Here is a 12,808-nt window from a genome sequence, read left to right as displayed (position 1 = left end):
CTGCAATGCCAGTCTGGAAAGGATATTGCATGTCAACGCCGTGGTGGAACCGCGAATATCATGCCGAACGCCGCCCGCTGCTGATGGCGCGCAACCGCACGCAATCGGCGATCCGCGACTGGCTGGGCAGGCAGGATTTCCTTGAGGTGGACGCCTCGGCCCTTGCCATCAGCCCCGGAAATGAGGCGCATCTGCACGGTTTCGCCACGCAGATGATCGGCAATGACGGCATGGCGCAGCCGATGTATCTGCATACCAGCCCGGAATTTGCCATGAAGAAGCTGCTGGCCGCCGGTGAGCCGCGCATCTTCAGCCTTGGCCATGTCTGGCGCAACCGCGAACGCACGCCGCGCCATCATCCCGAATTCACCATGCTGGAATGGTATCGCGTGGGGCAGGATTATCATGTGCTGTTCGACGATTGCGCGGCGTTCCTGCGGTTGGCGGCGCAGGCTGCGGGGGCAACGCTGCTGCAGCATCGCGGCGCCACCTGCGATCCCTATGCCACGCCTCAGGTGATGACCGTGGCCGAGGCCTTTCGCGACTATGCGGGCATCGACCTGCTGGCCACCTGCGACGGCGCCGATACCGATGTCGAGGCGCTGCGCGCGCAGACCGATCTGCGCACCGCGCCCGATGACACATGGTCCGACATCCTGTCGCGCGTGCTGGTCGAAAAGGTGGAACCGCATCTGGGCCATGGCCGCCCGCTGATCCTTGACCGCTATCCCGCCGCCGAAGCCGCGCTGGCCCGGCCCGCCACCGACCCGCGCGAGGCCGAGCGGTTCGAGCTTTACGCCTGCGGCATCGAACTGGCCAATGGCTTTGGCGAATTGACCGATCCCGCCGAGCAGCGCCGCCGCTTCCTGCAGGAGATGGACGAAAAGGCGCGCGTCTATGGCGAACGCTATCCGCTGGATGAGGATTTTCTGGCGGCGCTGGCGCAGATGCCGCCTGCCTCGGGTTGTGCCTTGGGGTTCGACCGGCTGGTCATGCTGGCCACCGGCGCGCCGCGGATCGAGGACGTGATCTGGACCCCGGTCAGCGACGGCCAGGGCGGCGGTCAGGGCGGCATTCAGGGCTAGGCGGCCTGCCGCTCCTCGGGCGGGGGGGCGTCGCTGACCTCGCGCAGCGCCACGGTTTCGGGGGTGACGGCGCGGGTGGCCGGGGCCATGCGGAAGGCGGTCTTTTCCTCGGGGCGCAGGGCGGTGCGGGCGCGGATGCGGACCAACCCAAAGCCGATCAGCGCGGCATGGGCGAACCCGGTGACCCAGAACAGGCTGACCGGGCCAAAGCCGGTCATCGCAAAACCCGCCACCGTCGGGCCGATCATCGTGCCGACGCCAAAGACCAGCAGCAGCCCGCCGCTGACCTGAATGGCCGTGCCTGCGGGGGCGTGGTCATTGGCATGGGCCACGATCAGCGGATACATGGCAAAGACCATGGCCCCGAACCAGCCCGCGACCACCAGATTGCCCACAGGCCCCTGCGGCGCGGCAAGGATGAACACCAGATCGGCCCCCAGCGCGATGACCGCCGTGCCGATCAGCACCAGCCTGCGGTCCAGACGGTCCGACAGAAAGCCCACCGGCAATTGCGCCAGCGCCCCCGCCAGCACCGGCACGCTGGCAAACAGCGCGATATCGCTGAGCGTCAGCCCCGCCCGCGCGGCATAGACCGGCGCCAGCGTGCCGAAGCTGCCATTCGAAATGCCGACCATGAAGACCGCAAACACCGCGACCGGAGAGTTGCGCCACAAGGCTCGCAGATCCAGCCGGACACTGGCCAGCGGCGCGGGCGTCGAGGTGGCCGACACGGCGGTCGGCAGCAGCGCCAGGCAATAGATGATCGCAGCAAGGACAAAGAACAGATAGCCGCGCGGATCGCCCAGCGTCAGCACCATCTGCCCCGCCGTCGTCGCCGACAGGTTCACCATGGTATAGACGCCGAAGACGCGGCCGCGCGCGCTTTGCTCGGCCCGTTCGCTCAGCCAGCTTTCCACCACCATGGCCGCGCCCGCAAAGCAAAAGCCCGACAGGCCGCGCAGCGGGATCCAGACCCAAGGCGACATCATCAGCAGCGACAGCAGGATCGAGATGGCGGCAAAGGCGCACATCGCGCCAAAGACCCGCACATGCCCCACGCGCTGCACCAGCCGGGGCGTCAGCACGCAACCGGCGACATAGCCAACGGCCCAGCCCGTGCCCAGCAGCCCCAGAGAGGCGGCGGTAAAGCCCTGAATCTCGCCCCGAATGGGCAGGATCAGGGCGTTCACGCCCCCGGCGAAAAGAAGAAAGGCGGACCCCAGAAGAAGCGCACCCAGCGGCAAAATGCTTTTCAACATAAGCTTTCGGTGTTCGGCATCGGTAGGGGGACAGGTCAACATGCCTGACCGGACATGACAACCCCGCTAACGCGATTGCGATCACGTCGGCGGGGCCGCTGCCTGTTCAGGCGGCAAAGATCGCGTCAAGGATCTCGGCCTCGATGGCAGCCAGTTCGGCGCTGCCGCGCGTGGTGGGGCCGACGCGCAGGATCTGGGTTTCCGACAGGATGCCGCCCTGACCCAGCACGATCACCCGGTCGGACAGGGCCACGGCCTCGGCCACGTCATGGGTGACAAGGATGGCGGTGAAGCCCGCCTTGGCGTGCATGTCGCGGATCAGGTTCTGCATGGTCAGCCGCGTCAGCGCGTCCAGCGCGCCAAGCGGCTCGTCCAGAACCAGAAGGCCCGGATGGCTGACCAGCGCGCGGGCCAGCGCCACGCGCTGCCGCTGGCCGCCCGACAGCTGCGCGGGCCAGAAATCGGCCTTGTCGGGCAGTTGCACCGCCGCCAGCGCATCGGCCACGGATGTCGGGTCGGGGCCACCGCGGAGGCCGACCGCGACATTTTCGGCGACCGAGGCCCAGGGCAGCAGGCGGGGTTCCTGAAACATGATGCGCAGCCGGTCGCCTGCCTGCGTCGCAGGCTTGCCATCGACGGTGACCGTGCCGGATGTGGGCTTGTCCAGCCCGGCGATCAGCCGCAGCAGCGTGGACTTGCCGCAGCCGCTTTTGCCGACGATGGACAGAAACTCGCCGGGGCGCACGGTCAGATCCAACCCGGAGAGCACGCGGTTGCCGTCAAAACTGCGGCTGACATGCGACAGCTTGACCGCCGCGCCTTCGCCATGGCGCAGCATGGGGGGCACGTCGATATCGCGGGGAAGAAGGTTAACGGCCTGCATAAGCGGGGCTCCATTTCAGGGCGCGGCGTTCCAACGCACGGGTCAGGGTGTCGGCCAGCTTGCCAAGGGCGGCGTAAAGCAGGATCGACAGCACCACGACATCAAGGATCATGAATTCACGCGCCTGCATCGCCATGTAGCCAAGCCCCGACGAGGCCGACAGGGTTTCCGCCACGATCAGCGTCAGCCACATGATGCCCAGCCCGTAACGCAGCCCGACAAAGATCGAAGGCAGCGCGCCCGGCAGCACGATGCGGCGGAACAACTGGCGCGAGGTCATGCCGTAAGCCCGTCCCATCTCGATTAGCTGAGAATCTACATTACGAATACCATGCAACGTGTTCAGATAGATCGGGAAAAACACGCCAAGCGCGACAAGGAACAGTTTCGCGCCTTCGCCGATGCCGAACCACAGGATGACCAGCGGGATCAGCGCAAGATGCGGGATGTTGCGGATCATCTGCAGCGTGGTGTCGGTCAGCGTCTCGGACAGGCGCGAGACGCCATTGGCCACGCCAAGCGCAAAGCCGATGCTGCCGCCGACGATCAGACCGGCCAGCGCGCGGGCAGCCGATACGCCCAGATGCGTGAACAGCTCGCCCGAGGCCGTCAGCCGCAGCGCGGTGGCGAAAATGGTCGATGGGCGCGGCATGATCGTGTCGGCCATCAGCCCCGTGGCGCCGGCGATTTCCCACAGGATCAGGATGGCGGCGGGCACGGCATAGGGCAGCAGCGCCTGCCGTCCGGGCAGGCTGGGTCGCCAGGACGGGCTGCGGCTGCGGACGGCACTTAGGGTGTCGGTCAGGCTCATCTGCTATCCTTTCCTTCAGCTTGCGGTTTGCGGCGTCCAGACCACCGAGGCGATGTCCAGCTGCCGGGGGATGATCTTCAGCTTGAAAAACTCGTCCGCGACGCCCTGCTCATAGGCGATGTGTTTCGGCTCGATAAAGCCGACCAGCCCCAGATCGCTGCCCTTGCGGGTCAGGAACCGCTGCATCACGCTTTCCGGCAGGCCGGTGGCTTTGGACAGTGTGGCGATGGTGGTGGGCAGATCGGCCTGCCCCTGCTGGCCCACGGCCTTGACCGTATCGACCAGCGTGGCGATCAGTTCGGGGTTGTCCTTGGCATAGTTGCCATTGGCCGAATAGAAGTTGAACTCCGGCTCCAGCTGTTCGGTCGTCGACAGAACGCGGGTGTTGGGGCGTTCCTGCGCGGCGGCGAAATAGGGATCCCAGATCGTCCATGCGCCGATGGCGCCCGCATCAAAGGCGGCGATGGCATCGGGCGGCGCCAGATCCTGCGGCTTGATGTCGTCCAGCGTCAGCCCGGCCGTGCGCAAAAGCTTGATCGTCGCATAATGCGCCGAGCTGCCACGCTTGAAGGCGACGGTCTGGCCCTTCAGGTCGGCAATCGTCTGGATGGGCGAGTCCTTGGGCACCAGAATGGCATGCCCCTCGCGCGAGCCCTGGCCCGCGCCGACAAAGACCAGATTGCCGCGCGCGGCATGGGCAAAGATCGGCGGCACATTGCCGGTATAGCCGAAATCCAGCGCATTGGCCGACAGCGCCTCAAGCAGCGGCGGGCCTGAGGTGAATTCCGACCAGCTGACGCGGATGCCCTTGTCGGCCAGCGCCTGTTCAAACGCGCCCGAGCCTTTCACAAGTCCCAGAAGCCCGCCCTTTTGCCAGCCGACCCGCAAGGCTTTTGCCGGGGCGGCGCGCAGGATGCCGGGCGCTGCCAGCGCCGCCATGCCAAGGCCAAGGGCAAGCGCATGGCGGCGGGAAATTGTCGTGGTCATGATCTGGCTCCTGTCAAAGCGCCTTGAGGATGGCGGGCTCGGCTGCCGGTTGGGCGGCACGGGGCGGAAGGAAGGGGGCAAGCTGGTTCACGGCGCGGCTCAAGCGCGCCCGCGCCGCTTCGTCCGCCAGCTTGCCGCCGACGAATTCGCGGTCCGAGGCATAGATGCCCGTGCCCAGCGTCTGCGCCTCGAAAAAGGCGAAAAGCGGGCGAAGCTGGTGCTCGATCATCAGCGCGTGACGGTCGCCGCCGCCGGTGGCGGCCAACAGGATCGGCTTGCCCTGCAACATGCTGGGATCCAACAGGTCGAAGACATGCTTGAACAATCCGGCATAGCTGCCCTTATGCGTCGGGCTGGCGATGACCAGCGCGTCGGCATGGATCAGCGAATGGACCAGATCGCGCGCCTGCGCGTCCAGATCGCCCAGACTGCGGGCATTGCCCAGCGAAGGGCCAAGCTCGCCCAGATCGAAGACATGGCCGGTCACGTCGAACCGTTCGGTCGCAAGCTCGATGGCGGATTCGACCAGTGAGCGGGTGCGCGAGGGCACCGAGAAGCTGCCGGCGAAACCGGCAATGGTCAGGGTTGTCATGGAAAACTCCTGTCGTTTCAGTCCTGCCCGACCGCGCGGGCATGTTCGATGGATGGGGCCGTCGGCCCGAAAGTAGCGTGCAGGGCGATTTCCTGTGCCAGATGCAGCGAATGAACCGAACATTCGGGCGCACCGACCAGCTCGCCCACCTGCCCCCGCGCCAAGGGCCCGGCGATCAGCACCCGGTCACTGTCGCGGCCCTTCGGGTCGCGCGCCCAGCCCCGCAGCGTGGTATCAAGACCCAGACCCAGGGGATCGGGCGCGATCAGCCCCAGCCGCGCCAGCGCCGACAGCGCCGGGTTGCCGTCGATACATCGGTCATGCGCCGGGCCGGTGGTGACGATCACACGGTCGAACGGCTGCCGCTGGATCTGCCGCGTGCCGCGCAGCCGCCACGCCACCTGAACCGAGCCATCCGCCTGCGGCATGGCCGAGGTCAGGTGACCGGCCAGATAGCGCAGCCGCCCCGCCCCGATCAGCCGGTCCAGCACGGCCTCGACCTGCGGGGCGATGCGAAAGCGGTGCACGTCCCAATAGGTCCGCAGATGGCGCAGCAAGCGGCGGCGGGCGGCGCTGTCCAGCGCGGTCCAGATCGCGCCGCCCTGATCGCGCACGCGCTGGATCGTCGCCTGCCAGCCCTGCCCCTGCGCCAGATCGTCCACGATGGCGTGGCGCACGCGCCGCAGCAGGTCCGAGGCGCCCTGAAGCGGCGGATCGGTGAAATCCACCTCGGATTCGCGGATGACCTCGCCATGCCCGCGCGAGCGCAGACCGTGGCGCGAGATGCAGGTGATCTGGCCCTGAAAACCCTGCCGGTCCAGCGTCGCGATGACATCGGCCGAGGTCAGCGCAGCACCCATGATCAGCACCCGCGCGTCCTTGGGCACCCGGGCAAGCTGCGCCGGATCATAGGGATCGGCGACAAGCGGGCCCTGCCCCGAAAGGCCAGCCAGAACCTTCGGCACGGCGGGCGGCGGATGGCCTGTCGCCAGCACCAGCAGATCGGCGCGCACCAGACCGTCATCGGACAGATGCAGCAGCAGCGAGCCGTCCTCATTGCGCTGGATGTCCTGCACCCGCGCCCGCAGATGGCGCACCGCCCCGGCCTGCAGATGCGGAGCAAGGCGGTCGGCCACATATTGGCCAAAGACCTCGCGCCGGGGAAACAGGTCGCCGCGTCCCGCATCGGCCTGATCGTCGGGCGGCAGCCTGCCGCTGGCCGCGGCCTCGCGCAGCCAATCCGCGAAATCATCGTGGTGATCGGGGTCCAGCGACATGCGATGCGCGGGGACGTTGATGCGATGCGTGGGCTCGGTCGTGGAATAGGCCAGACCGCGGCCCAGTTCGGCGCGTGGCTCGATGACCGTGACCACGACCGGAACCTGCATCTGCGCCAGATGCCAGGCCAGCGAGGCCCCGGACAGGCCGCCGCCGACGATGACGACCCGCAGCGGCGCAGTGACGTGGGACATGGGCATCAGGTTCACCTGTCAGCCTCCGGTCACCAGAACGGGCCGGGGCGCGGTGGCGGGGCGATAATCATTGCCCACCGTTTCACCGAACGGACCCATATTCGCGGAAAGCTGCGCCTGCGGCAGCGGATGATCCAGCGGCAGCAGCGGCAGGACGCGTTCCCCGAAGCTGTAGGCCTCTTCCAGATGCGGATAGCCCGACATGATGAAGGTATCGATGCCCACGCGGCGGTATTCGTCGATCCGTTCGGCCACCGTTTCGGCATCGCCGACCAGCGCCGTGCCCGCACCGCCCCGCACAAGGCCGACGCCCGCCCACAGGTTCGGGCTGATCTCCAGCTTGTCGCGGCGCCCGCCATGCAGCGCGGCCATGCGGCGCTGCCCGACCGAGTCCATGCGGGCAAAGGTTTCCTGCGCCTTGGCGATGGTCGCGTCGTCCAGACGGCTGATCAGCCGGTCGGCGGCCTCCCACGCTTCGGCATTGGTCTCGCGCACGATGACATGCAGGCGGATGCCGAAACTGACATCGCGCCCCTCGGCCTCGGCCAGACGGCGGACGCTTTCGAGCTTGTCGCGGACCTGCGCGGGCGGCTCGCCCCATGTCAGGTATTTGTCGACCTGCTTGGCCGCCACCGCATTCGCCGCCTCGGACGAGCCGCCGAAATACAGCGGCGGGCCCGAGGGTTGCAGGGGCGCAAACAGCAGCTTGCCGTCGTCGATCTTCAGGTGCTTGCCATGATGATTGACCGTCTCACCGGCCAGCAGGGCCTTGTAGACATCCAGAAACTCCTGCGTGACCTCATAGCGTTCGGCGTGATCCAGATGGATGCCATCGCCGGCATTTTCCACCGGATCGCCGCCTGTCACCACGTTGATCAGCAGCCGCCCGCCCGACAGCCGGTCCAGCGTCGCGGTCATGCGCGCGGCCAGCGTCGGCGATTGCAGCCCCGGCCGCACGGCGACCAGAAAGCGCAGCTTCTGCGTCTGCGAGGCCAGGGCCGCAGCCACGACCCAGCTGTCTTCGCAACTGCGGCCCGTGGGCAGCAGCACACCGAAATAGCCCAGTTCATCCGCCGCCTGCGCGATCTGGCGCAGATAGGGCAGGTTCACAGACCGGCCACCTTCGGACGTGCCCAGATAGCGCGCATCGCCATGCGTGGGCAGAAACCACAAAACCTTGATCTTTTCGGGGGTTGGAATGGTCATATGCCGGTCCTTTCCTGACTTGGGCCGCAACGACGCCAAAGCGCGTCGGGTGATTCATCACGGAAAGAATACACTTAATAACGACTGAGTATATAGAGATTCCGGTGTTTACCCCGCATTGGGGAAATTCGTCTTCTCTTCTCACCTCGGGCAGAGCGGGATTTGCGCAAAAACCGATCAGCCCTTCAGATCGTCCCGGCTTCTGGCCGGGATGCGGGAAGTGGTTGTTCCGGATGGAAAACGCCTGCCGCACTGGCAAGATGACGGCAACCCCGCGCCTAGAATTCGGGCGCGACCGCCAAAGCCAGCAAAGCCTGCATGGCACGGGTGCGGTGACGGCGGGGGTCCGACAGCACGGAAAACACCCGCTCGGCCCCGGGAAGCGGCGTGATGCGCACCCAGCCCGCACCTGCTGCACTGGCCACGGCGCGCTGCGACAGGGCGGCAAGGCATTGGCTGTGCGACACGGCGCTGAGCACCGCCTCGTTCGAGGGCAGCTCGATGGCGATGTCCAGCGCCGCGACCGAGCTTCCGCGCTGCACCAGCCACGCTTCAAATTCGGCCCGCGTGCCCGAACCCGGCTCGCGCAGTGCCCAGCGGTAATCCAGCCATTGCGCCGGATCGGGTGATTGCTCTGATGCCAGCGGATGCGTGTCCGCCATGACCAGCGCCAGACGGTCGCGGGCGACGACCTGCCGGTGCAAATCGCCATGGCTGACATCGCCTTCGACAAAGCCGATATCGGCGGCGCCTTCGGCGACGGCATCCGCGACCTGCCGGGTATTGCCCAGCGTCAGGCGGAATTCGATCCCCGGATGCAGGTCATGCAGCGCCATCAGGCGCGGCGGCAGCCAATAGCTGGCGACGGTCTGGCTGGCATGGATGCGCAACCGCCCCTGCGGTTCGCGCGACAGATCGGCCAGCAGCATCTCGGCGGTTTCGGCCCGGTCCAGCACCGCCTGCGCCTCGGCCATGAAGGCGCGGCCATCCTCGGTCAGCTGGATCCGGCGCCCGATGCGGTCAAACAGCCGGACGCCGTGTCGCGTCTCCAGCGCGGTCAGGGCCGCACTGACGGCGGATTGCGTCAGCCCAAGCGCCGTTGCCGCCTGCGTCACATGTTCGCGGCTGGCGACGGCCATGAAGATGCGCAACTGCTCCAGCGTCATTCATCACCAAAATCGAACGATCTTAGCAGAATAATCCGTTTGATTGATCGAAATGCAAGCCTCATTCTGCGCCATATGCCAGGAGATCCAAGCATGACCAGCATCGAAGCAAGCCTTTCCTCACCCGCCCGGACGCTGCGGCTGCTGCCGGGGCTGGTGCTGACCATGGCGATTGCGGCGCTGGCAATGCTGATCCAGCGCCTGTCGGGCATCGCCGCGCTCAGCCCGCTGGCTGTGGCGCTGGTCATCGGGATCGTCCTCCGCAATCTGGCCCCGCTGCCCCAGACATTCCGTCCGGGGATCGCATTTTCCATGCGCAGGCTGCTGCGGCTGGCCATCGTGCTGCTGGGGTTTCAACTGACGCTGGGGCAATTGGCCGCCATCGGTCTGCCGGGGCTTGCGGTGATCGTTCTGGCCTTAGTCGCCACCTTCATATTCACGACATGGGCCGGAAAGGCGCTTGGCGTTCCGGCGCAACTGACGCAACTGATCGCGGCGGGCACATCGGTCTGCGGCGCGTCGGCGGTGCTGGCGACGAACACCGTGACCCGTGGCAGCGATGAGGATGTGGCCTATGCGATTGCCTGCGTCACGGTCTTCGGTTCGGTCGCCATGCTTGTGCTGCCGTGGCTGGGCCATGTGCTGGGGCTTGGGGCCACGGATTACGGCATCTGGGTCGGCGCGACCGTGCATGAGGTGGCGCAGGTCGCAGGCGCGGCCTTTCAGCACGGCCCCGAGGCCGGGCAGGCCGGAACCGTGGCCAAGCTGGGCCGGGTCATCATGCTGGCACCGCTGATCCTGTGTCTGGGTGCGCTGGCCCGTCGTCGCGGTCAGGCAGCGGAAGGCGCCGCACCAACGCCCTGGTTCGTGCTGGGCTTCGTGGGCGTGGTGCTGCTGAACAGCGCCCTGCCGGTCCCCGAGACGCTGCGCGCCGCAATCGCCGTCCTCACCAGTTTTCTGCTGACCGTGGCGCTTGCGGCGATGGGGCTGGAAACCGATCTGCGCCGCCTGCGGGCCAAGGGCGCGCGGCCGCTGCTGCTGGGGGCGCTGGCCTCGGGGTTCATCTCGGCGGTGGGGCTTGGGCTGGTGCTGCTGATGTCGGGGCGTTGAGCCTGCGCGCGTTGGTCCCTAGATAAAGGGCTGTGCCGCAGCAGGAAGGACGATCCAGACATGACGCCCGCCCCCGCCGATCCCCGGCCCCTGACCCTGCGTGAGGCCGAGATCCGCCGTTTCGTGCGCGCGCGCTATGGCATTCGCGGCACGTTCCGGCTGCATCGCGCGGCGCTGGGGCTGGATCTGCTGCGTGCGCCGGTGAACGTCATGCTGTCGCCGGTCTTTTTGCTGATCAAGCTGATCGCCGCCATCCTTGGCTGGTGCGGGGCGCGGCGCGCCTCGGCATGGCTGGCGGCGCGGCAGATCTTTCTGACCTCGGATGTGGCGCGGCAGCTTGAGATCGACCTGAACGCCCTGCTGGACAGGCTGCGCGATCAGGGCATCGGTCCCGACGCCCCGCCCGAGGTCGCGCGCCACGCCATCAACGGCTATGCCGAGACCCGCAATGCCGTGTCCGAGATCACCACATCGCTGATCGTGCTGGCGCTTGGCTTTGTGATGTTCAACCGTGCCACGCCGGGCGTGATTTCCTTGGCCGAGCCCATTGCCAATATGGGCGCGCAGGGTCAGGCCATTCACGATTTCGCCTTGGGAAGCTGGGCCGGAGGGGTGTGGTATGGCTTGTTTCCCGCGCATCTGGCCGTCTGGCAGGTGGTGCTGACCGGGGTCGTGCTGTCGGTGCTGGCCTCGGTTCTGACGACATTTGCCGGGCTGATTGCGGACCCGGTGCAGGTGGGCCTTGGCACGCATCGCCGGCGTCTGATGCGGATGCTGGACCGGCTGGACCGGCATCAGGGCGCAGCCGGGGTCGAACGCGAACACGTCCTTGCCCGGCTGGGCGATCTGGGCGACATCGCCTCGTCGATCTGGCGGGGGCTGCGTTAGACGCCGGTGCTAGGCGCCGGTGCTGGCTGCAAAGGCGCGGGCCTCGGCGGGGGCCGTGCCAAGTCCGCCCGCCGCTGACAGGTCCAGATCGGGGAAGTCACGGGCGACCAGATCGGGCAGCGATCGGTTGTCCGACATGGCCTGCTTGCACAGCGCCTTGATCCTGGCCTGCGCTTCGGGGCGCGGCATATGGCGGGCCAGCGCGAAGGTATAGGCCTCGGCATGGATCAGCCCTGTGCCGTCGTCCAGCCCCCGCGCCATCGCCTGCGCATCGGGGCTGATGCGGGTAGCAAGGTCTGCGGCCAGCGCGATGGCCCGGCCCGTGCTGATGCAAAGCTGCGGCAGGCACAGCCATTCCACGAACCATGCCGCGCCGTCGCGCTGCTGGCGGTGGACGCCCGCGCCCTGCACCGCGCCGGACAGCGCCAGCACCTGCCGCGCCAGCGCCACCAGCACCGAAGGGCCGACAGGGTTCTGCTTTTGCGGCATGGTCGAGGATCCGCCCGCGCCTTCAAGCCGTATTTCATTGATGCCCGATTGGGTCATCAGGATCAGATCCTCGCCCATCTTGGCAAGACTGGTGGTGACGCCGGTCATCCATGCGGCCAGCGCGCCCATGCGGTCGCGTTCGGCGTGCCAGCTGTGGCCCGGATCGGCCAGATCCAGGGCCTGCGCCAAGGCGCTGCGCACGGCGGGGCCTTCCGCGCCCATGGCCGACAGCGTGCCCGCAGCGCCGCCCAGCGACACGGTGGCAAGCGCGGGGCGCAGGTCGGCCAATGCCTGACGATGCCGGATCAGCGGATGGCCCCAGCCCGCCACCACCGCGCCGAAGCTGGTGGGCGTCGCCGCCTGACCATAGGTACGCGCGGCCATCGGCAGATCGGCATGGGTGCGCGCCAATTGCCCCAGGGCGGCGATCAGCCCGGCAAGGCCTGCGTCCCAAAGCTCCAGCACGCGGCGCAGGCGCAGGGCCTGCGCGGTTTCCACGATGTCCTGACTGGTGGCGCCCCAATGCAGATATTGCGCATGTTCCGGCGCCTGCATCGCCTTGCGGAAGGCGGCGACGAGGCCGGGGATCGGCACGCCGTTGGTAGCCGTTTCCTGCGCCAGCGCGGCGGGGTCGATCTGCACCTCGCGCGCGGCGCGGTCGATGAAGGCGGCGGCGGTTTCGGGGATGATGCCCAACTGTCCCTGCACGCGGGCCAGCGCGCCTTCGACCAGCAACATGGCACGGATTTCGGCGCTGTCGGTGAACAGCGCCGCCGTGGCGTCGTCCGAGAACAGGGTGCGGTAGATGGCGCTGTCGGCAATCGAGGCGGGCATGGGCAGTCCTTGGTGGTGCGGTTGGC

At 67.4% G+C, this 12,808-nt stretch carries 12 protein-coding genes; 3 read left to right on the top strand and 9 right to left on the bottom strand.

Annotation, left to right across the window (positions count from 1 at the left end):
- The first annotated feature begins 29 nt into the window (after positions 1 to 29).
- A complete protein-coding gene (epmA, locus tag GL284_RS14820) occupies positions 30 to 1,085 on the top strand; it encodes an EF-P lysine aminoacylase EpmA (protein WP_155045416.1) in 1,056 nt (351 codons plus the stop codon).
- On the opposite strand, the gene GL284_RS14815 is transcribed toward epmA, so the two are convergent.
- The 8 genes from GL284_RS14815 to GL284_RS14780 all read right to left on the bottom strand — a co-directional run bounded on the left by GL284_RS14815 (position 1,082) and on the right by GL284_RS14780 (position 9,461).
- On the bottom strand, positions 1,082 to 2,344 hold the full coding sequence (locus GL284_RS14815; protein ID WP_155045415.1) for an MFS transporter: 1,263 nt from the start codon (positions 2,342 to 2,344) through the stop codon (positions 1,082 to 1,084). The two genes, epmA and GL284_RS14815, sit on opposite strands and share 4 nt — an antisense overlap.
- A 106-nt stretch (positions 2,345 to 2,450) precedes the next feature.
- Positions 2,451 to 3,227 (bottom strand): ABC transporter ATP-binding protein, encoded by a 777-nt coding sequence (locus tag GL284_RS14810; protein ID WP_155045414.1) that lies wholly within the window; start codon positions 3,225 to 3,227, stop codon positions 2,451 to 2,453.
- Positions 3,214 to 4,038: an ABC transporter permease subunit gene (locus GL284_RS14805; RefSeq protein ID WP_155045413.1), complete on the bottom strand. Its 825-nt coding sequence runs from the start codon at positions 4,036 to 4,038 to the stop codon at positions 3,214 to 3,216. Before GL284_RS14805 ends, GL284_RS14810 begins: the two co-directional genes overlap by 14 nt.
- Positions 4,039 to 4,053: 15 nt before the next feature.
- Positions 4,054 to 5,025: an aliphatic sulfonate ABC transporter substrate-binding protein gene (locus tag GL284_RS14800; RefSeq protein ID WP_155045412.1), complete on the bottom strand. Its 972-nt coding sequence runs from the start codon at positions 5,023 to 5,025 to the stop codon at positions 4,054 to 4,056.
- Between the two features lie 13 nt (positions 5,026 to 5,038).
- Complete coding sequence (gene msuE, locus GL284_RS14795; protein ID WP_155045411.1) at positions 5,039 to 5,617, bottom strand: FMN reductase; 579 nt, start codon at positions 5,615 to 5,617, stop codon at positions 5,039 to 5,041.
- 17 nt (positions 5,618 to 5,634) lie between these two features.
- Positions 5,635 to 7,095, bottom strand: coding sequence for an FAD/NAD(P)-binding protein (locus GL284_RS14790; protein ID WP_155045410.1), 1,461 nt, complete (start codon positions 7,093 to 7,095; stop codon positions 5,635 to 5,637).
- A 12-nt stretch (positions 7,096 to 7,107) separates the two neighbouring features.
- Complete coding sequence (gene ssuD / locus GL284_RS14785) at positions 7,108 to 8,295, bottom strand: FMNH2-dependent alkanesulfonate monooxygenase (protein ID WP_155045409.1); 1,188 nt, start codon at positions 8,293 to 8,295, stop codon at positions 7,108 to 7,110.
- Between the two features lie 278 nt (positions 8,296 to 8,573).
- Positions 8,574 to 9,461, bottom strand: a complete 888-nt coding sequence (locus GL284_RS14780; protein ID WP_155045408.1) for a LysR substrate-binding domain-containing protein — start codon at positions 9,459 to 9,461, stop codon at positions 8,574 to 8,576.
- 93 nt (positions 9,462 to 9,554) lie between these two features.
- Between GL284_RS14780 and GL284_RS14775 the strand changes: the two genes are divergently transcribed.
- Together GL284_RS14775 and GL284_RS14770 are read left to right on the top strand one after the other, a co-directional pair.
- Entirely contained in the window at positions 9,555 to 10,571 is a 1,017-nt protein-coding gene (locus GL284_RS14775) for a YeiH family protein (protein WP_155045407.1), read from the top strand.
- A gap of 60 nt (positions 10,572 to 10,631) precedes the next feature.
- A complete protein-coding gene (locus tag GL284_RS14770) occupies positions 10,632 to 11,459 on the top strand; it encodes a DUF6635 family protein (RefSeq protein WP_155045406.1) in 828 nt (275 codons plus the stop codon).
- A gap of 9 nt (positions 11,460 to 11,468) precedes the next feature.
- Here the strand turns inward: GL284_RS14770 and GL284_RS14765 are convergent, their stop codons facing one another.
- A complete protein-coding gene (locus GL284_RS14765) occupies positions 11,469 to 12,782 on the bottom strand; it encodes a class-II fumarase/aspartase family protein (protein WP_155045405.1) in 1,314 nt (437 codons plus the stop codon).
- Between the last annotated feature and the right edge of the window lie 26 nt (positions 12,783 to 12,808).

It is taken from the genome of Paracoccus shanxieyensis (assembly GCF_009711265.1).
GTDB classification, from domain to species: Bacteria; Pseudomonadota; Alphaproteobacteria; order Rhodobacterales; family Rhodobacteraceae; genus Paracoccus; species Paracoccus shanxieyensis.
Note: the sequence above shows the minus strand (reverse complement) of the source record. Positions and strands in the feature narration are given on the sequence as shown.